At 35.8% G+C, this 19,374-nt stretch carries 20 protein-coding genes; all 20 read right to left on the reverse strand.

The window, feature by feature from the left end:
- Positions 1-4: 4 nt before the first annotated feature.
- The 20 genes from LZQ00_RS17225 to LZQ00_RS17320 all read right to left on the reverse strand — a co-directional run bounded on the left by LZQ00_RS17225 (position 5) and on the right by LZQ00_RS17320 (position 19,374).
- Positions 5-802, reverse strand: a complete 798-nt coding sequence (locus tag LZQ00_RS17225) for a polysaccharide biosynthesis/export family protein (RefSeq protein ID WP_234510493.1) — start codon at positions 800-802, stop codon at positions 5-7.
- A complete protein-coding gene (locus tag LZQ00_RS17230) occupies positions 795-1,751 on the reverse strand; it encodes a hypothetical protein (protein ID WP_234510494.1) in 957 nt (318 codons plus the stop codon). Before LZQ00_RS17230 ends, LZQ00_RS17225 begins: the two co-directional genes overlap by 8 nt.
- Before the next feature lie 10 nt (positions 1,752-1,761).
- A complete protein-coding gene (locus LZQ00_RS17235; RefSeq protein ID WP_234510495.1) occupies positions 1,762-3,384 on the reverse strand; it encodes an ABC transporter ATP-binding protein in 1,623 nt (540 codons plus the stop codon).
- A 5-nt stretch (positions 3,385-3,389) separates the two neighbouring features.
- Entirely contained in the window at positions 3,390-4,484 is a 1,095-nt protein-coding gene (locus tag LZQ00_RS17240) for a nucleotidyltransferase family protein (protein ID WP_234510496.1), read from the reverse strand.
- 5 nt (positions 4,485-4,489) lie between these two features.
- Positions 4,490-4,762 carry a PqqD family protein gene (locus tag LZQ00_RS17245; RefSeq protein ID WP_234510497.1) on the reverse strand — a complete coding sequence of 91 codons (273 nt, stop codon included), beginning with the start codon at positions 4,760-4,762 and terminating at the stop codon, positions 4,490-4,492.
- Positions 4,763-4,767: 5 nt separating this feature from the next.
- Positions 4,768-5,223, reverse strand: a complete 456-nt coding sequence (locus LZQ00_RS17250) for a S24/S26 family peptidase (protein ID WP_234510498.1) — start codon at positions 5,221-5,223, stop codon at positions 4,768-4,770.
- Positions 5,224-5,291: 68 nt separating this feature from the next.
- Positions 5,292-6,413, reverse strand: coding sequence for a glycosyltransferase (locus tag LZQ00_RS17255; RefSeq protein ID WP_234510499.1), 1,122 nt, complete (start codon positions 6,411-6,413; stop codon positions 5,292-5,294).
- A complete protein-coding gene (locus tag LZQ00_RS17260; protein ID WP_234510500.1) occupies positions 6,410-7,534 on the reverse strand; it encodes a glycosyltransferase family 4 protein in 1,125 nt (374 codons plus the stop codon). Before LZQ00_RS17260 ends, LZQ00_RS17255 begins: the two co-directional genes overlap by 4 nt.
- 1 nt (position 7,535) lies before the next feature.
- Complete coding sequence (locus LZQ00_RS17265; protein ID WP_234510501.1) at positions 7,536-8,666, reverse strand: glycosyltransferase family 4 protein; 1,131 nt, start codon at positions 8,664-8,666, stop codon at positions 7,536-7,538.
- Positions 8,663-9,937 carry a hypothetical protein gene (locus LZQ00_RS17270; protein WP_234510502.1) on the reverse strand — a complete coding sequence of 425 codons (1,275 nt, stop codon included), beginning with the start codon at positions 9,935-9,937 and terminating at the stop codon, positions 8,663-8,665. The genes LZQ00_RS17265 and LZQ00_RS17270 overlap by 4 nt, the downstream gene beginning before the upstream one ends.
- 14 nt (positions 9,938-9,951) lie before the next feature.
- Positions 9,952-10,947 carry a glycosyltransferase family 2 protein gene (locus LZQ00_RS17275; RefSeq protein WP_234510503.1) on the reverse strand — a complete coding sequence of 332 codons (996 nt, stop codon included), beginning with the start codon at positions 10,945-10,947 and terminating at the stop codon, positions 9,952-9,954.
- A gap of 22 nt (positions 10,948-10,969) precedes the next feature.
- A complete protein-coding gene (gmd, locus tag LZQ00_RS17280; protein ID WP_234510504.1) occupies positions 10,970-12,040 on the reverse strand; it encodes a GDP-mannose 4,6-dehydratase in 1,071 nt (356 codons plus the stop codon).
- A 32-nt stretch (positions 12,041-12,072) separates the two neighbouring features.
- The gene (locus tag LZQ00_RS17285) at positions 12,073-13,023 is read right to left on the reverse strand and encodes a GDP-L-fucose synthase (RefSeq protein ID WP_317259298.1); all 951 of its coding nucleotides are present in this window, start codon (positions 13,021-13,023) and stop codon (positions 12,073-12,075) included.
- Positions 13,024-13,033: 10 nt separating this feature from the next.
- Positions 13,034-13,879, reverse strand: a complete 846-nt coding sequence (locus LZQ00_RS17290) for a hypothetical protein (RefSeq protein WP_234510506.1) — start codon at positions 13,877-13,879, stop codon at positions 13,034-13,036.
- Positions 13,880-13,890: 11 nt separating this feature from the next.
- Positions 13,891-14,571 (reverse strand): acyltransferase, encoded by a 681-nt coding sequence (locus tag LZQ00_RS17295; protein WP_234510507.1) that lies wholly within the window; start codon positions 14,569-14,571, stop codon positions 13,891-13,893.
- 4 nt (positions 14,572-14,575) lie between these two features.
- On the reverse strand, positions 14,576-15,460 hold the full coding sequence (locus LZQ00_RS17300) for a glycosyltransferase family 2 protein (RefSeq protein WP_234510508.1): 885 nt from the start codon (positions 15,458-15,460) through the stop codon (positions 14,576-14,578).
- Between the two features lie 3 nt (positions 15,461-15,463).
- Positions 15,464-16,399, reverse strand: a complete 936-nt coding sequence (locus tag LZQ00_RS17305) for a glycosyltransferase family 8 protein (protein WP_234510509.1) — start codon at positions 16,397-16,399, stop codon at positions 15,464-15,466.
- Between the two features lie 3 nt (positions 16,400-16,402).
- Complete coding sequence (locus LZQ00_RS17310) at positions 16,403-17,278, reverse strand: phosphorylcholine transferase LicD (protein WP_234510510.1); 876 nt, start codon at positions 17,276-17,278, stop codon at positions 16,403-16,405.
- 21 nt (positions 17,279-17,299) lie between these two features.
- Complete coding sequence (locus LZQ00_RS17315; protein WP_234510511.1) at positions 17,300-18,025, reverse strand: SDR family NAD(P)-dependent oxidoreductase; 726 nt, start codon at positions 18,023-18,025, stop codon at positions 17,300-17,302.
- Positions 18,022-19,374, reverse strand: a complete 1,353-nt coding sequence (locus tag LZQ00_RS17320) for a Gfo/Idh/MocA family oxidoreductase (protein WP_234510512.1) — start codon at positions 19,372-19,374, stop codon at positions 18,022-18,024. The genes LZQ00_RS17315 and LZQ00_RS17320 overlap by 4 nt, the downstream gene beginning before the upstream one ends.

A 19,374-nucleotide genomic window follows, 5' to 3' on the forward strand; every position in this document is an offset into this window, starting at 1 on the left:
GATGTTATTTTATTAAAGTAAATACAGATAATAGAACTGATACAAAACCCATTCCTAACGATACATAGCGGAATGTTAGGTCTTGTTTTGAGTCTAGTTGTGCCGCTTTTGGCGTGACATAAACAATATCATTTTGTTTCAAATGATAAACAGGAGAGTCAAAGATTTCCTTGGATTCGATATTATTAACGATCATCTTTCGTTGCCCATTTTCTTCCCGGATCACAACCACTTTATCCGCAGCTGCATTTCTTGTGATACCACCAGCCTTAGAAAGTGCTTCTAGCAGATTCATTTGTCCATCGGGAACATCAAGAGTTCCCACACTAGCAACCTCACCCATCACATTGATTTTTAAGTTTAATAACTCCACTTTCACAATGGGATCACTGATGTATTTTTTGTCGATCAATTGATTTTGGATATAGCTTTTCATATCTTCTAAAGTCATTCCCATCACCTGTAATTCACCCAATATTGGAAAATCAATACGGCCGCTCTGACTGACCAAATAACCTCTTCCTATTGTGCTGGTTGCGTTCGTTCCCGCAGATTCGATCGCACCTTGATTGTTGACTTGATACGAGCCAATACCTTCATTAAAAGGGATTGCCAATTCGGGGTTTTTGGAGCTTATGCTGATGCTCAAGCGATCACCTTTCTGGATTTCCAAAGGCTTGATGTCTTTCACTTGATAAGCCACGTCGGCCTCCATATCTTTGACTAGGATAGTCTTGGTTGTTTTACAGGATGAGATTAGCACTATGCTAATCAGAAAGAATCCTACTATAATTTTATTCATTTTCAATTTTATTTAGCGTTGTTATTTCTTTTTTTGTTATTTCTTGATAAGCCAATACTGCTGCTGCAGCATCAGGAAGACAATTCAAGTAACCGATAGGCAGTAACTGAACGATGCGTTGTACGGTATTGTTCATACTGGCAAATAAGCTCCGATTCCATCGGATCGATGAGCAGCTCGGTAATAGGGTGATAAAGGCAGCTGTACCTATTTTCTTTTCAAAGCTGTTCGCAGAAGCTTGATTCAGTCGAATGATACCTTTCAATTCTACAGCCAAATTGCGGTAGCAGGGTGTTTTTCCACTCCATGGTGTTCCATAGATCATCACCTTATTGTTGGCTAGAATCCGAATAGCTGGATTGTCATCATTTAACAATTGAAACCCTTTGTTGTATTTGATCCATAAACGGCTATGTGTACTTTTCCCTGTACCACTTTTCCCTAAAAATGCAAATCCTTGTCCATCCTTTTCCACGACTGAAGAATGGATCATGATGGTGTCATCTCCTAAAACAGCTTGTCCAAAGGATACCATCAATAACCAACTTAAAACAGTGTTTGCATAAATTTCTTTTTCTGAGGCATGAATGATTGATGTTTTAAAATCTTTTGAACTCAACATATTCCAATCTTTTGTTACACCATCACTGCTTACACTGGTAATATAATGTTCTTCACTTTCCTCAAATCGAAAACGATCTCCCCAAACGATAGACAAATCACTTAACAATTTTGTTTGTCCAGAATATTCGTTTAGTGAATCAAATGTTAATTGAAATTGTAGTGTAGCTTGTTCATTTTCCACAGGAGTAACTTCAAAAGGAACAAAACTAGGCAAACACCGATCGTGTTGAATAACTATGGGAAACTGGACGAATACCAGATGCTCCGCTATTCGGTAGTAGATCGAGTAGGTCGTTCTTTGTTCTTGTATATGGGTCGTATTCACTTATTTTAAATTATGAAATATAAATGGTTTTTTTACATTGATTTGCCAATTTCAAATCATGTGTAACAAATACCAATAATTTATCTTTTCCAGCTTCCATCAGTCTGGCAATCATTTGTGTACTGGTGTCTGGATCTAATGCTGACGTTACTTCATCAAATAACCAGATAGAAGAATTCCGAAGTAAAGCTCTTGCCACAGCAATACGCTGCGCTTGACCCTCCGATAGACCATAACCCGATTCTCCAATCTCGGTGTCCAATCCATCAGGAAGAGAATATACAAATTCCGCACAAGCAGTATATAAGGCTTCATGAAGTTGATCTTCAGTGAAATGAATCTTTCCAATCTGTAAATTTTCACGTATTGTTCCCGTAAACAATTTATCGCCTTGCGGCACGTATGCAAAATTTTCACGATGCGCATTGGATAAAGCAATTTTGTGTGTTGCTGTATGAATCCAAATATCTCCTTCATCGGGTTTCAATAAAGCTAATAATAAGCGGATCAAAGTTGTTTTTCCTTTACCGCTTGATCCGATGATGGCTGTAGGTTTCCCTGCTTCAAAGCTGATATTTAATTTGTCAAGCACAAATTTATCATCGTAACGAAAACGAACCTGTTCCAGATCGATGCGAATGGGTTGTGGTATAATTTCAGCATCAACTTCTGGTTCAATGTCAATTTCCATGATTTCTTGTAAGCGATCTGCCGATGTACGGTAGCGAACAAAAGCTGGGACAAAACCCATCAATAAGATAATTGGACTTTGGATACGACTTACTAACTGTAAAAAAGCAGACATTGTTCCAAAAGATATTTCTCCTGTATGTAATCGGTAGATACCCCAAGTCAAGGTAATCAAAAATCCCGCATTCATTGTGAATCGCATGATGCTTTGCGATAATGTGGAAAAATTTAAGACTTTTGTTTTTAAAGAAACGAGCATGGATTGACTATTCTCTAATTTTTTCCAACGTAAGGATTGTAGGTTCAATGCGCGAATAGATGATCGAAATCGCAAGTTCTCCTGTACCACATGACCAAAATTACTTTCGGCTTTCTTCAGTTCTTGATTAAGCTTTCTGAATTTTCTAAAATAAATCTTGGTAAAGATAAATAAAGGAGATATTGCTAAAATTAATAAGGCTAACATGGGATCCATTAACCACAGAAATCCAAATGAGGCAAATAAACGAATGGTAATCAGGAAAAAAGATGGAATGGAATAACCGAGCATCTGCACGATTTCATTACAGTCTGAATGGATTCGAACTTGAATATCACCTGTATGCCAATTTTTAATAAATTGCCATGTCGATAACATCTGTTGTTTGATCAATCCGTTTTGTAAATCTATCAACATGTTGATTCGTGTTCGTTCATTCAACCACTCTGCATATTGATGGAGAAGCAATCCAACAAGTATACTGACAATAGCCAATACAATAGTTCTTTTCATCTGATCAGAGGTGCCATGTACAGCAAAATCAATGGCTTCTTTAGACCAAAGAATAAACAACAAAGAAAGAACAATACCAATCAACTCCAACACAAAAAAAAGCAGGAGTTCTATTTGGTAAGGTTTACTAATGGCTAAAGACCATTTCCAATGTTGTACGATGTTTTGCAAGGTTCTTAACGGCTAAATCTGGATAAAAATTGAACAATAGGAAAACTTATTGCTTCTATAGGTGCATAGGGAAAATAGGTTGTAAAACGATTCCATAATCTTTTCTTTACCTGTACCCGATTGCCTTTGTTTTGCTCTTCTGCTTGACGATATCGCTCATCATGAAAACCAAAGTTACCAGACAGCAGAATATCTTCCATCATCCAATCCGCGGATTGTTGCGATAACGCATAAGGTAGATCTTCTTGTGGCAGTCCGATATAATGAACCAATACATGATGCAGTTGATCAACCCACTTTTCAATACCTAATTTACGATAAATTCTTTGAAGAGCCATACCATTAATCTCTTTTTTTAAAGCATAATAAAGGATAGCTGCATCACATAACTGACGCATACCAATGCCGAATGACAAAAGATGTTTCAAGATATGACTGTTTACTTGTAACACATTAATAAGAGGCGCTGGGATTGGTAATGATACTCCATTGATCTGTTTAGAGGTCTTATTTTTCTGTTCTTTCTTCTCAAGCTTTTTTAGAAAATTTTTGCAAAAAGGATTGTGTAGATCAAATAAACGTTGATGATGTTCCACATCACATGTATTCCATATATAGTTGCTGCTATAGCCAGCTGTATAGGACAAATTCAATCCTTGATCCAAAATCAATTGATTTGCTTTGTCATACATCTTTTCCATAGGAAAATACCAATCAATATCACCACATATACGGTGCAACGGTTTTGGATAATATTGTGCCAAACCCTGTCCTTTTAATAAAACGATATCAATCTGATGATTAGCAAAGAATTGAACCTGTTGGCCGATAATCATATTCATCCAGGTATTACGACGTTCGATATGTTCGATACGTACCAACCATTTCAGCAACAAATCTCGTGGAGGTTGTTGATGAATAGGTAATCGTTGAAGCCCATCATATATAATGCCTTCTACGGTTTGTTCCATGGACTGTCTATAAAGAAATTCCCATTCTTGCAAATTGAGCGGGAAAACAGGAGACAACGTATTTTCTTCTTCCCACAAGCCAGCTTGTAGAAGATAAAAAAAAGCAGACGTTGTTCGTGCAGTCAACATAATTTTTAAACAACATTCAATAAACCTTGTTCTTGGAAACTAGTAATTAATTGCTTGGCATCATGCTCAGCTATTTCCTGACTGACTTCATAATTGTCCAAAATTAATGCAACAACATCCCCCAGAAAAAAATCTTTTCCTTGCAATTCTTCCCATAGGAAAGCAGCCGATTGGTTGAGCGTAAATACTTTTGACATATCAATCATATCCTGACTTGGATCCACAATGATATATTCATCTCCAAGTTGACGTAATGTCAAATCATTTCTTAATTTCATTTTTTTTATAGCTTTGTTCCAAACAATTTCTTAACAACATAACGTATTGGTCTGAGATAATACCAGACTAACCCTTTTAGCTCTTGAAAACGAGAGGTTACATGAATTTCTTGTTTTCCTCGATAGACTTTTTGAATCCCTGCAATTAAATCTTCAACTGGGATCTTTTCCAATTGCGCAACATTGCCATCTCCAGCCAGCCATACGGTATTTTCTCTTATATGTACAACACGATGTAGCACATAATTGTTTTGGTATCTTGCTAACGCAATCTGCCCCCTTTTTAACTTTTGTAAATCAATAGATATTAGTATAATTTGATCATTTTCATGTAGAAAAGGACGCATACTATGACCTCGAAGATTAAATTTTGCAGTTTTCCCTAATGCTAGTATTTCCATAATCGATTCAAAAAATATGGCATTAGGTATTGTAATAACGGCTTTATTTAATCTGTTCATAGCTGTATTTTTTATATCCGATTCCATTACAGCTTGTTTATTATTAATTAATTCAAATTTAATACCAATTAGTTGATTTCTAAAATTTTCTTATATAATTGTAAACTTTTCTCCACCATCGCCTTCCGTGTAAAATATTGTTCAAAACGTTGTCTACTTCCCTCAGATAAGGTTTGATACAACGATTTGTCTGTAAATAATTGTTTTATGGCAACAGCAAGAGCATGAGCATCACAACTATCGACCACTAAACCAGATTGCTGATCTTGATTTACCCAACTAACTCCAGAACCTGGAATATGAGCAGAAATAATGGGTTTTCCACAAGACATTGCCTCAATCTGTACAATGGCAAAAGCTTCGGTCTTCATAATCGAACTTAAGCAGAAAGCATCGGATGCTTCAAAGTAGTTGGCGACATCTTCATCCGATACAAAACCCAATAATGTTACCCGATCTTGTACCCCTAAATCGATGATTAATTGGTTAAGCGATTCCATTAAAGGTCCTTTTCCGCCAATGACAATCTGATAATCTGGACTGAGCTCCTGCGCTGCTTTGATTAAATATTCATAACCTTTATATTCCACTAATCTACCCAAAGAAAAAATCATTTTTTTATTTTTGTATCTTTCTTTGAGGATCTGCACTTGATCAGTATTTGACTGAATAGGAAGTACCCCGATCGGGATATGATCAATCTTATATTGGACGTGTTGAAGAAAATCGGACTCATGTACATAAACAGGCGTTGTACCAACGATCAGCTGAGCGCGTTTAATCAGCCAACTTTGTAAGGGTTTGTATACTTTTAATAAATTTTTCTGTTTAAGAATATCACTATGCCAATGCAAGACTACTTTACCTTTGTATCCAGACAGGAAAAGCGCTAATGTGGCCATAGGGTCAGGATGATGAATATGAATAATATCATATTCTTTGGCAATTTTACGTAGGGTAGTAATCATCGCAGGAGCCAGCATCGTTGCTGCCAGTTTAATTTGCGTAGGAACCACGATGAGCTTTCCATTTGGATTAATCTGTATGGTATCAGCAGGATAATCTTCGGTAGAAGCACATAACATATCACAGTGCACGCCTGCCTCGGATAACCCCAATAGTAGGTCGTACATGACTTTTTCAACACCACCTCGGATAGGGTAAAATTTACCTAATTGTAAGATTTTCATTTTGTGGAGGAGTTAGATGCGAGTAAAATTTGAAATAGTGCATCCCAACTATGTGATATGGGTGCTGCAATATTCGTTTTAGGAACTGGTGTCAGGATTTTTGTGTTTCCTTCAATTAGCTGTTTCATATCATTCGCCAATTGATTGGCATCATTTGGATTAAAGAAGGCAACTTGTGCACTGTCTCCTGCAGTTTCCTTGGTATAAGGCAGGTCTGCCAATAACATGGGTTTATGATAAGCCGCAAATTCTGAAATGGGAAGTCCCCAAGTTTCTACCTTAGAAGGAAAGATTAAACAATGACACTTTTCGTAGTAACCATATAATTCTTGCTTGCTTATAAAACCGATAAAATGTATGTTTTTAAATTGTGTTCCCCAACGCTTGTATAACCATTTCGCGTATTTATTTTCATTCCCTTTTACTGTGATATAAACATCAAAGTTATGCATATCAAATTTGGTTGTTAAGATCTCCACGGCCTGACAAATAATTTCAAAATTCTTGTGGCTATTGGGAGAACCTGCAAATAGAAATGAGTAAGATGCTGTCAATGGTAGAGTAGCGGTGTTTTCATCCACCTTAGCTTTAGCCGGTGGGGCAACAATGATTTTAGAAGAGGGAATGTTAAACATCGTGCTCATTCCTTTTCGGAACCATTCTTGTTGCACGACCAAGAAGTCATTTTTTCGAATATTTGTTTTATAAATATATTTTGTAAAAATAGCAAAGAGTGCAATTTTGGGTGCAAAAAAAAGATCGCGAATGGACCATTTATAGAAAGAAAAAGAATTATGACAATATACGGCTCTTTTTTCAGCAATTACTGTTGGTGTTGTATCATGCAACGAAAACCAAAGGTCAATGTGTCCCAAATCTTTGGATATTTTCTTCATTGAGACATATTCATACCAAAGACGATTAATCCAGCGTTTTTTAGGCCATTGTGTTTCGATATATTCGATATTTGGAAAGTCAACTAATTCTTTTTTATAGACAATAGCGACAATACGATATTCATGTTGTACATTAAACTGAGATAAGAATTTTAGACAATCTTTCAAGATTGCTAAGGTCCCTGCTTCGATGAGGTTGACTGCAGAAATAACAATCGTTTTCATATTATTTATTTAATACTTCTTTAAAAAGACGAATCCATTGCTGCATGATTTTAGCCTCTGAATAGTTCACCGCATTTTTTTGTGCATATTGTCCCATTTTCTTTCGTAAATCAGGTTGCTGTATCAGTTGCAACACTTGTGTTGCAAATAACTTTTGATCTCCTTCGGGAATAAGAAAACCATTTTTGCCTTCTTGAATGATATCCCTTGGACCGCACTTACAGGTATAAGACACCATGGGTAGTCCGCATGCTTGTGCTTCTAACAGCACCATCGGTAGACCCTCATAACGAGAGGTCATGGCAACGATGGAACTTTGTATATATTCTTGTTCAATGGCTTTTGTAGGAGGGCATAAATGAACGACATCCGAAAGCTTCAATTCGTTGATAAGTCCGTTCAATTGCTGCTCTAAAGGGCCATGTCCAAAAATATCCAAAGTCCAATCCGGAGCTTGTTGTTTGACCAGTTTCCAAGCTTGGATCAAATCATCAAAACCTTTTTGATAATCATAACGACCCACAGCGATGACCCGTTTATTTTCTGTGGTTGAAAAAGCCGTGGGTACGAAACTATTGGCATTGGGAATAACCGTGATATTGGGTAAGCTACCCCAATACCCTTGATCTTCCTGTGTGAGTACAACAAATTTGTCATATCGCTGCACATCCTCTAAGTCTTTCTTGTTACGATAGGCATCGATCCATTTCCATAATCCTTTGCGTGCATATTGAATACGTTTATATCTGGAAAAATGAATTTCGATTATTTTTTTACTGCCATCTTGTATTTGATAAAGAAAACTTGCATCATTATCGAATAGCGATATGGTGATATCGGCTTTGATAGTTTCCAATAATTTTGTTAAGTTTTGCTGATGTTTTTTTTGTTTCCTGGGATAGGAAAACATCTTTTTGAACAAACCTTGCGCATTGTTTTCCGTATAGTTGATATTCAGATCATATTGTTTAATCCGACTGTCTAATTCAAAATAAGGTTTGCGGCCTTGCTGATCGGTGGTAATGATGCTGATATCGTACCCGAGTTGAACGAGGTAATTGGCTTTGTTTGCCAATACGCGTTCCATCCCTCCAGAATTAAATGTGCCTAAGATACTGTATACTACTTTCATGTTGTGGGTCTAGGTTCTTGATAATAGTGCTTTACAAAATAAGGACTGCTGATACTCAAGAAAACAGCATATACCAAAAAAATATCTGTCGATACTTTGATCCAATTTAAAACAACAAGGATAAAGAGCATGAAAAATAGTTGTTTGATGTAATTAAAGCGAAACCAGAGAGTAGTGGAAAGGTATACAAAGTAGAGCATGAATACCGTTAAACCGATAAGACCACAATAAAATATAAAGCGCAGATAGCCCACATCGGTCTGCATATAGAAACCATGGGTGATGGGGTCATTAAAATACCCGTCACCAATGATCCAAGTTTTTAGATTATCGGGATAAACCCACATGGATTGTAAGGTGTTTGTGGAGTCAGTTTCCCATTTTCCTGTTTCGACCCATTTGAAGAAACCTTCAAATGCAAATCGAAAAAGTTTATAAACATTTCGATTGGTTTGATAGAAATAGCTAACAAGCACCAGTCCGATTGCCGTTGCACTTAGGAGAACCCTCCAAAGTCTGAAGTTCTTGGCTCTGATGGAAAAGCTGATGATACCAGTGCTGTAGAACAAGTAGAATAGGGCTATGGCCATGCCAATGGAAGTGGTCCGAGAAATCATGTTACCAACCACAGCAATAATGAGGAAAGAAATCGCATAAAAATAAATAAGTACCCGATCTTTCTTTACTTCATGATCATTGCTTAATAAAACAGAGATCATAACCAACACTGAGGAGAAACGTATTCCTGCCACATCAAGTAAAGCCCCGATACCATAAAGCCGGTTTACTTTTTCCATAAATACGATATCCCCAGTCATAAAATAAGCATCTACAATTCGTTTTACACTGGGGACGAATTCAATCGAGAGTGCCATCACACATTGAAAAACACAGACCGCGATGAGGTAATTGATGACAATCCGAGGATTGATGTAGTTATGCAACAAAGCAATTATGGTGCAAACAGCATAAGACGCAGAAAACCAGACCCACATGGAAACGATATAACTAGCATAGGAGTAATCATTAGCATTGTTGTAATCTAGCGATATAAAACCTATCAAAGAGAATAATATGGCAATCATGGAAGCGATACCGACTTCTTTTGACAGGAGGATACCGCGCATTTTAATGAAATGATACCCCATAATAGGAACGCCGACAGCTGCTAGCATTAATTTTGTGTTTAATCCTTTAAGAAAAGTAAACTCAAATGGGAAATAAAAACAACTTGTTATTAATACAGCGCATATGATTAATATGATTCTCATCTTACTAAAATAACTTATTTATAAATAATTCCATATATAAAGCGGATGACCAATCGATAATAAAGCTTTAAAACCCAAAATTGTTTTTTTAATGCTGCTTTTTGGATAAATTTTGTTCGACTGTTGAATAGGGGATTTTGGTCAATATAGCTATTTGCTTCAGGATACCAATCCAACCAGCGTTGATAGGACTGTGGATCGTCTGTGATCAAAAAAGGCAATTTCGTGTTTAATTTAAAAAATTGAATTTCTTTCGATAATGCTGTACCATAGCGATTTTCTAAAAAATGAACCACCCCATCCACATTGTAACGGATTTGTTCCAAATGTTGTGGCGTAGTCTTCTTCGTAAAGGCCTCTTCGTTCAGTTGCACATAATGATACAATGCTTCGGGCAGGTAGCTGACTTTAGTTGCTAAGGCAAATAGCTTGATCATGGTCATATCTTCACCCATGCCATAGCCATCAGGAAAGCGAATGTTATTGTTTATGTATAGTTGACGTTTAACCAATTTATTCCATACATTATAACGGATACGGCCACCCAATAACAGCTCAAGACTTTCTTTGCCTGTTAAGGTCCCAGATTTTCCTGAAGGTTGTATCATATAACGTTCATTGTCTTTAAACGATAGATACCAATCACACCAAACAATATCTGATTGATCAGCTTCTGCTTGGTGATACAATTTTGATAAGGCATCTTTTTCAATCCAATCATCGCTATCGCAATGAAATATAAAGTTACCAGTAGCAACTTCGAGTCCAGAGTTTCGAGCAGAAGGTAAGCCTTTATTAACAGGATGACGAATGATTTTTGTATTTGCTTTTTTAGCTGGATAGGCTTCTAACACTTTTTCCAGTAATGCAATGCTTTTATCTGGACTACAGTCATCCACGAAGATATATTCGATATCTTCGAGGTTTTGTTCAAATAATACACGAGCGTTACGCTCAATGAAACGTTCTACTTTAAAGATAGGAACTATGACAGAAACCGTAGCGCTCATGTAGCTATTTTTTTATGTGGTTTTAAGAATTCTTTTTAACTAACGCAACATCACATTGCACCATTTCTGAGACAAGAGCAGCTAAGTCATATTTTGGTTTCCAGCCCAATTGCGTATTTGATTTAGTTGGATCACCAATCAATAAATCCACTTCGGTCGGTCTATAGTATTGTGGATCTACTTGTACAACAATTTTTCCAATCTCCAATTGGTAATCCGGGTTGGTACAAGCTTTCACTTTAGCCACCTCTTCTGCTTCGTTTCCTTCAAATGCCAACTCGATACCAAGTTCAGCGAAGGCCATACGAACAAATTCACGCACATAAGTTGTTACTCCAGTTGCGATAACATAATCTTCTGCAACATCTTGTTGTAAAATCCGCCACATCGCGTCCACATAATCTTTGGCATGCCCCCAATCGCGTTGTGCATTCAGATTTCCTAAATACAAACATTCTTGTTGACCTAAAGCAATCGCAGCAGTAGCCATCGTAATTTTACGTGTGACGAAGGTTTCACCCCGACGTGGTGACTCATGGTTGAAGAGAATGCCGTTACAAGCATAAATGTCATATGCTTCGCGGTAGTTTTTAGTAATCCAAAACCCATAAATCTTGGCAACTCCATAAGGAGAACGTGGATAAAATGGCGTGGTTTCTTTTTGAGGAACTTCCTGCACTAATCCATACAGCTCAGAAGTGGATGCTTGATAAATCCGGGTCTTTTTTTCTAAACCCAAAATACGGACAGCTTCCAAAATACGTAAAGTGCCTATTCCATCTACATTTGCAACATATTCTGGCGAGTCAAAAGATACCTTAACATGAGACATCGCTCCCAAATTATAAATTTCATCAGGTTGTACTTCTTGAATAATACGAATAATATTTGTTGAATCTGTTAAATCACCATAATGCAATTTAAAATTAACATGATTCTCATGTTGATCCATGTAGAGGTGATCAATACGTTGTGTATTGAAAGAAGAGGCCCGACGTTTGATTCCATGAACCATATAGCCTTTTTCTAATAGTAACTCTGCTAAATAAGAGCCATCTTGTCCTGTAACACCAGTAATTAATGCAGTTTTCATGTTGATTAAATGCTTAATACGTATATATATACTTATATTTTTACTTCTTTATAGTTGTCTTGGTTTTCCAAAAACCATTGATAGGTACGTTGAATACCTGCTTCCAAATCCACCTCATGTTTCCAGCCTAATGCATGCATCTTGGATACATCCATTAATTTGCGTGGTGTACCATCAGGTTTGCTGCTGTCCCAGATGATCTCACCTTGATGTCCTACTGCATACTGGATTAAACTGGCCAACTCTTTTATACTCAAGTCTGTGCCCGTGCCTACATTGTATAGATGCTCCGGAAGTTTATGGTCTAATGCAAAGACAACCGCTTTTGCGAGATCGTCAACAAATAAAAATTCGCGCATCGGACTTCCAGATCCCCAAAGCGTCACGGCTGCATTTCCCTTAAGTTTAGCATCATGAAACTTGCGTATCATAGCGGGTAGCACGTGCGAGCTCGTCAAATCAAAGTTGTCATGTGTGCCATACAGATTCGTCGGCATTAAGCTAACATAATCTTTTCCAAATTGTTTGCGAATTGCCTCACATGCTTTTACACCTGTTATTTTGGCTATGGCATACCATTCGTTGGTAGGCTCTAGACTATCGGTTAGTAAGCTCGACTCCTGCAAAGGTTGTGCTGCAAATTTAGGATAAATACAGGAAGAACCTAAGAAGATAAACTTTTCTACCTCATTTTGTAGCGATTCATTGATGAGGTTATTCTGAATTTGCATATTATCCATTAAAAATTGATAAGGATAAGTATCATTCGCAAGAATACCACCTACTTTTGCGGCAGCATCGATTACGATCTCAGGTTTCTCTTTTTTGAAAAAAGCTTGTACTTGTCCTTGATCGCGTAAGTCTAATTCGCTTGAATTGCGTAATGCGAAATTATGGTATCCAAGCTCTTCCAATTTTCGTTTGACCGCAGAGCCTACCATACCACGATGGCCTGCTATATATATTTTTTTATCTTTCATCAGATACGGTTTGTTATCGAACTACTTTTTTAATTCTTGCTTTAATAGTATTGTAAAGTCCTTTCCCGAGTAAGGATCTCATTTTGTCTTTTAAGACCAACTTTAAGTATTCTTTTTTATTTTGAGCCCTTACTCGACTTGCAATTATTGCGCCTTCAGTTGATGTTTCAGCTTTTTCTTGTAAAATGAGTACACTCGTATTAAAATAATGAGCCAAAGGGGTAATAATGGATTGATCGTGCTTATGATAAGCCAGCTCCTTATTCTTACTATCTTTCAGTTCTTCTTCTGTTGGGTCTATGATTAAATTTGGTTGTTTTATCGTTATATCCAACCATTTTTTTATGAAGGCATTATTTCTACCTTTACAAATAATGGCTCCGCCCCATATTTTATTATAGCGGTCTCCATAACTCTCGTCTGCTAATAATTGTGCAAAATATGAAATTGTGCTTTCCTTTGTCCAATATTTTATTTTGGTTGATGTCTGTCCAAATTTTTCCCATTCTGGCATTTCATCTTTATATTGAAAACATAGGGTATCTACATTTTTTAAATAAGAGAAATAATCATTCCAGTCTGAAGATTGAAAAAGAGAACATCCAGCATCTGTATAAACAACAATGGTACCTTCTTCATATTGCTGTAATGTTTCATAAATAATAGCAGGCTTCCATGACCAGTATCCACCACCTCTTTTGTATTGCATTAAGGGTGAATCTTTTATATAATCAGGTAACTGATCAGGCGTATACAATATAATCTGATCAAAGATCTGAAGTTTCTTGGCTTGTTTTCCTATGCGCTCTAGTGAAAAGGCCATTTTATCATCGGCAAAAGAAATAAAAATAATGGACATATTTTAAGATATTAAATGCGTATATACTCCCGTGACCAGGTTACATGCTCTTTGATAACCTTTAATGGATTTCCTGCACATATGCAAAAACTTGGAACATCTTTAACAACAGTAGATCCCATTCCTATGATTGCACCTTTTCTTATTAATACCCCTTTCAGAATACTTGACCGAGCTCCAATCCAAACAGAATCTTCGATATGAATAGGTTTGGATTTATTAATAACTATATTATCTTCATTGTAAATTGGATGTGAATCTGTCGCCCATAATTCTATTTGATCGGACATCATACATCCCTTTCCTATATTGATTACATTATTGCTACCCATAATAACCATTCTCCCTCCTCCAAATGTACTTTTCTCTCCGATATATAATTTACAGCCATCTCCTCTAATAATTATTGTTGCATCGTGGATTTCTGTATTATTTTGTAAATACACTACATTATTGTTCCCATGCATCTCAATTTTGGTGTTAAATAGTTCTCCTTTAACGAAAATTTTATTGCCCCTTCCGTTAGCTGTAATCTGGCTTTGATGTATGAGAGCATTCTTAAAACAGCATTTGTTATTTTGTGTAGAAAGTTTAGCTAAAAAGAATGTCGAATTTTTTGCTACACAAAATGCATATAATCTATTTATAAATAGAAAAAGTAAATTATATGTTCCTTTGATAATTTTTTTCATTATATTATGATTTACGCAGTTTTTGATAAATGAAAAAGAAAGTCTTTGGAGCTAAGGCTTTGGCATAGCCAGCAATCCAAACAAATGGATATCGATATGGAAAACAACGCTTTTGAAAAAGTAGTGTATTATGAAGATTGAAGCCTAAAGGTGATTTAAGGTACTTTAGACGTTCTTTCAGCGGTAACTTTTTAAATTCCACGGCACTTCCTTTATGATCGTTTTCACATCTTCCGACGTATGCTCTTAAGATAAATACAGGAAACCCATGTTTGTAAGCAAGATAACTGTAATCATGATCACCACCACTGTGAATATATTGATCGGTAAAAACTCCTTCTTTGGTTACGACATTATGCGATACGTAAGTGATATTGCCATGCGCTGCCTGACAATTTTGAAAGGTACCATCGGGAATTAGAAATTTATCTTTTAAAGTCCATTTGCTAATAAAGTTAAAACCACCGTAACTTAGTCCTGTTTTTTCTTTATTATGCGTAGACCCGACATAAATACCACCTTGACCAAATGTTTTATAGGAATATTCGTCAGCAGCAGTAAGCTCTTTCCAAAGGTTAGGATAGATAATACTGTCGTTATTCAACCAAAGATAACCATCAAAGCCTCCTTCCTGAATAGCGGCTTTCCAGGAGTTAATCATACCACCATTCCAAAACAGTTGACCGCTACCTTGCAAGATCTCTATATTTTCTTGTGGAAAATGTTGCATCAATTGCTCTCGGGTACCATCTGTACTGCCATCATCCGTTAGAAAGATTTTGAATGAAAGATCAAGGCCTGTTTTATCTGCATCAAAAAGACTTTTAAGACAGATTAAAGTTTTGTCTATACGATTGAATACGGTTATGAGTACAGCTATATTTTTCATAAATTAATTTTTTACACCTTTATTTGTAAAATATCGAACTAAGATCTTGATTCTTTTTTTTAAACTTAGTCGATCATACTCGTCTATTTTATCATTGAAGAAATCAAAATAATATTTAGAATCAAAGAATATTGATCTCCGGTAATATTCCCACCAAATATCAAAGTTGGGACAGTATTTTACCCAAGGCTTGGGTCCATTATAATGAACAATACCCATTTTCTCTGCTTCTTTTAATTCAGTTAATGAATAATAGTCTTGTTTTACCTGATTGGCTGCCAAATTAAAAATCTGGATTGTTGCACAAAATACAGGAGCCATTCTTTTGGTTTTCCCTTTACAGACAATATTAATAATGTCCATGTCTTGAAATTGGTATTGAGATGTTTGAACCTCTTTTTTAAAGAGTTCAACAATACCATCTTGACGTAATAAGGCATTATTAAAGATTATATTTCCAGCTAAAATATAATCTTTAGAATCTAATCCTAATTTTAAACGGTCTTTTTTGACACCTTCATTTAAACCACCAGGAGACGTTACTCCTGCGACATAAAAATCTGTTAAATCTGTACTTTCGAAAATCTCTGCTAAATCTTGTCTAAAAATAACGTCCACATCATGGTACATAATTTTATCATATTCTGGAATAAGTTCAGGTATCAATAACCTAAAATAAGTCGAATTTGTTATTCCTCTGATTTGAAAGGCTTTTTCAAACTGATTTCCAACTGATCGATAAGTGATTTTGCAATTTTTATATCGATTCATTAAAGCACTCAAGCGATCATATTGAACGAATGTACTCTGGCTAGAATACAAAATAAAAATATCATAGAAAGTATCTATATTTGCATTTTCCAATAGAGATGTAATACATACACCTGCTGGCATTTCCCAGTTATCATCAAAACAAAATACAATAGGAATTATTTTCATTTCTTATTTTTTACTAATTACATCTGATGATGTGTTTTCATTTAAGTTCAAATATGCTAAATGATGATGCGTAACTCTTTTCTCCACTGGAGGGAGTTCCATATAATTACCATAAATTTGGGTTAGTAACAAATGATACTCTTTAGGTAATCTTACTGTCAACCCCTCAAACGGGAATTCTACATAACCATCAAACCACTTCTTCGGTGCAAACTCCTTTTTACCCCACATTCCACCATAATTACCTATAATCTCTGATTTCTCGTAAGCATATGTTTCTAGAATGGCATGAATATGTTCTAGCACTTTTCTTCTCTTATTGGTTTTATTAAGAGATAAAAGAAATTCATTTAACGCTGTCCTTAAATAAAAAGAACGAATCATTTTAAATCCTGATTTCCAGTTGTTAAAAGTAGATTTGGGAAGAATCATTAATTTATTAGCTTCTCTTCGAAATTTCGTGAGTTGTGATTCAATATTTTCACTATGAGTTGGAGCACCATCCAAAGGGAAGATGTCAATGAAAATGCCCACATTACACAGAATCTCTTCCTTCTCTATGAGTGTTGTGTTACAATCACTCATTTTAGCATAAGGTAAATAATAGTTTTCATCGGATTCGGGAAGAATCAGCCTGTAGCTTTCAATCGAATTATCTTTGAAAAATTTTATAAATTTATTATAATCAGGTCTAGGCATAAAGACATCTACGTCATCATCCCAAGGAATCATCCCTTGATGCCTAACAGCTCCTATCGCTGTTCCTCCGCAACAGAAATACTGTAAATTATTTTGTTCACAAATTGCTATAAATGCAGCAAATGCTTTTATAAGCTTTTCATTATATGCTTTCCGAATATCTGGAGTGATTTTTACCATGTCTTGTTCAATAAAAATTTATTACTTAAAACTATAACCCCCAGTTACTTCTAATAGACTTCCATTAACAAAACCGTTGTCTAAAATAAATCCACAAGATTTTACGATCTCATCAACAGCTGCAAAACGCTTAATAGCTGATTTAGCATAAATATTTTGACGTATTTCATCGGGTTTTGATTTTTGCCATTCCGTTTCAACAAATCCTGGAACAATGACATTAACCGTAGTGTTTGTTCCTTCGAATTCTTTAACCAAATTTGAGGATAAGGCATGTAAAGCAGCTTTGCTTACACCGTAAACTAAGCTTGTACCATGAGGGTGAACACCCATTAATGAACCAATAAATATAATGCGAGAGTCAGGTTGTATCTGTGAAAACAATTCACGAATAAGGATAAAATGTGAATTTACAGTCACATTCATAACTGTATTCCAGTCTGTATCTGTAATATCCGTCATTTTTTTTCGTATGGTTGCACCTGCATTACCAACTAGACAGTTGATATAAGGAAACTTGTTCTTTATAAAGGTGGTTAAAAGATATGTTTGTTCAATTTTGGATTGATCGCATTTAAAAAAAGTAAGATATTCTTGATAATGAGTATATTCTTCTAAGAGTTTTTCGGCTCCTTGATCATCAGTTGCATATGTAGCGATAACATGGTATCCGCGTTCTAGTAGGTTAATCATAATACCTCTACCTATACCTTTTGTTCCTCCCGTGACTACTGCGTATTTTTTCATGATCGACTTATAATGTTTACATGTTCTCCTGCTCGAAAGTTTTCGATAATTTCAGCGATTAAAATAGATTCATCAGGTTTTAATTTGAAAGATATTGTGCTTTTATCAACAATCATAGAGAAAAATTCTTGAATCTCATAGCGTAATCCTTCTCCTGCATAAGGGTAGAAGAATTTTCGATTTAGATTTTGGTCTTCAAAACGCAATTCAAAAAAATCTGTTTTCCACCATGGCGCAGGTACATAAACGTAGCCTTTCGTACCTGATATCACTAAATTACCTTCAGTCTTCACACCGAGACCCAATGTAATTGTTGCGATGGAATGTTCAAAGGCAAATAATCCTTTCGTAAAGGTATCTATACCATTTGCTATTACAGAATAGAAATGCATTGACTTGATATCTTTTCCTAAAATTTTTAGAATAACTAATAATGGTAGAGGAGCTAGTTCTGTAACAGAACCTCCCGCTTGGTTTGGATCAAATTCTCGTAAAGTTTTATCTTGTAATTTGGATAGGGAGGCCTGTACATCGACTATTTCTCCGATGACACCTGATTTAACTAAGCTAATTAAATGTAAAAATGCAGGACAAAATGCCGTCTTACTTGCTTCTAGTAAAACAAGTTCTTTTTCCTGAGCTAATTTGTAGACCTCTTCTGCTTCTTGCTTCTTTAGCGTTAAAGGAATTTCGCACAAGACATGTTTACCTGCTAAAAGAGATCTTTTGATGTAATCATAATGACTAATATGAGGAGATGCAATATAAACGGCATCAATCTCTTGGGTAAAATCATCAAAATCTTGATGATACGATTTTAATTGATAACACTCTTTAAAGTCTTTTGCTTGTAAGACATCTGGATTAAAAACAGAAATAACTTCGACACCATTAACAAATGCAGCTTCTGGAACAAAACGATGTGCAATTCTACCACTGCCAATGATCCCCATTTTGAATATGATTTGAGATTCGTCCCGAATCATGGTAGAAGAGACGCCTTCAGTACGCGGAAGATAAATAACTTGACAAAACTCGTTTAAATAATCAAAGTGACCTTCCCAATCGGAGCCAATCGCAAAAATATCGACATGGAAACGTTGAATATCATGTATTTTTTGGCCAATATAATCTTCGATAATGATTTCATCAGCTAATCCGGTGTCTTTGATTGCTTGAACACGTTTTAACACATTATGATGAACATTTAATTTACCTCGCTCCATATCAAAAGAGTCGGAAGTAACTCCTACGATTAAATAATCTCCCAATGCTTTTGCATTTTTGAGTAAATTTAAATGCCCATGATGCAGTAAATCATAGGTGCCATATGTAATAACTTTTTTCAC

Source organism: Sphingobacterium sp. SRCM116780 (assembly GCF_021442025.1).
Lineage (GTDB): Bacteria > Bacteroidota > Bacteroidia > Sphingobacteriales > Sphingobacteriaceae > Sphingobacterium.

What these genes read in the sequence shown, in the direction of transcription:
- LZQ00_RS17225 (WP_234510493.1), bottom strand. Translation starts at nt 802, where the DNA reads ATGAATAAAATTATAGTAGGATTCTTTCTGATTAGCATAGTGCTAATC.
- LZQ00_RS17240 (WP_234510496.1), bottom strand. Translation starts at nt 4,484, where the DNA reads ATGTTGACTGCACGAACAACGTCTGCTTTTTTTTATCTTCTACAAGCT.
- LZQ00_RS17245 (WP_234510497.1), bottom strand. Translation starts at nt 4,762, where the DNA reads ATGAAATTAAGAAATGATTTGACATTACGTCAACTTGGAGATGAATAT.
- LZQ00_RS17250 (WP_234510498.1), bottom strand. Translation starts at nt 5,223, where the DNA reads ATGAACAGATTAAATAAAGCCGTTATTACAATACCTAATGCCATATTT.
- LZQ00_RS17255 (WP_234510499.1), bottom strand. Translation starts at nt 6,413, where the DNA reads ATGAAAATCTTACAATTAGGTAAATTTTACCCTATCCGAGGTGGTGTT.
- LZQ00_RS17260 (WP_234510500.1), bottom strand. Translation starts at nt 7,534, where the DNA reads ATGAAAACGATTGTTATTTCTGCAGTCAACCTCATCGAAGCAGGGACC.
- LZQ00_RS17265 (WP_234510501.1), bottom strand. Translation starts at nt 8,666, where the DNA reads ATGAAAGTAGTATACAGTATCTTAGGCACATTTAATTCTGGAGGGATG.
- LZQ00_RS17270 (WP_234510502.1), bottom strand. Translation starts at nt 9,937, where the DNA reads ATGAGAATCATATTAATCATATGCGCTGTATTAATAACAAGTTGTTTT.
- LZQ00_RS17275 (WP_234510503.1), bottom strand. Translation starts at nt 10,947, where the DNA reads ATGAGCGCTACGGTTTCTGTCATAGTTCCTATCTTTAAAGTAGAACGT.
- gmd (WP_234510504.1), bottom strand. Translation starts at nt 12,040, where the DNA reads ATGAAAACTGCATTAATTACTGGTGTTACAGGACAAGATGGCTCTTAT.
- LZQ00_RS17290 (WP_234510506.1), bottom strand. Translation starts at nt 13,879, where the DNA reads ATGTCCATTATTTTTATTTCTTTTGCCGATGATAAAATGGCCTTTTCA.
- LZQ00_RS17295 (WP_234510507.1), bottom strand. Translation starts at nt 14,571, where the DNA reads ATGAAAAAAATTATCAAAGGAACATATAATTTACTTTTTCTATTTATA.
- LZQ00_RS17300 (WP_234510508.1), bottom strand. Translation starts at nt 15,460, where the DNA reads ATGAAAAATATAGCTGTACTCATAACCGTATTCAATCGTATAGACAAA.
- LZQ00_RS17305 (WP_234510509.1), bottom strand. Translation starts at nt 16,399, where the DNA reads ATGAAAATAATTCCTATTGTATTTTGTTTTGATGATAACTGGGAAATG.
- LZQ00_RS17310 (WP_234510510.1), bottom strand. Translation starts at nt 17,278, where the DNA reads ATGGTAAAAATCACTCCAGATATTCGGAAAGCATATAATGAAAAGCTT.
- LZQ00_RS17315 (WP_234510511.1), bottom strand. Translation starts at nt 18,025, where the DNA reads ATGAAAAAATACGCAGTAGTCACGGGAGGAACAAAAGGTATAGGTAGA.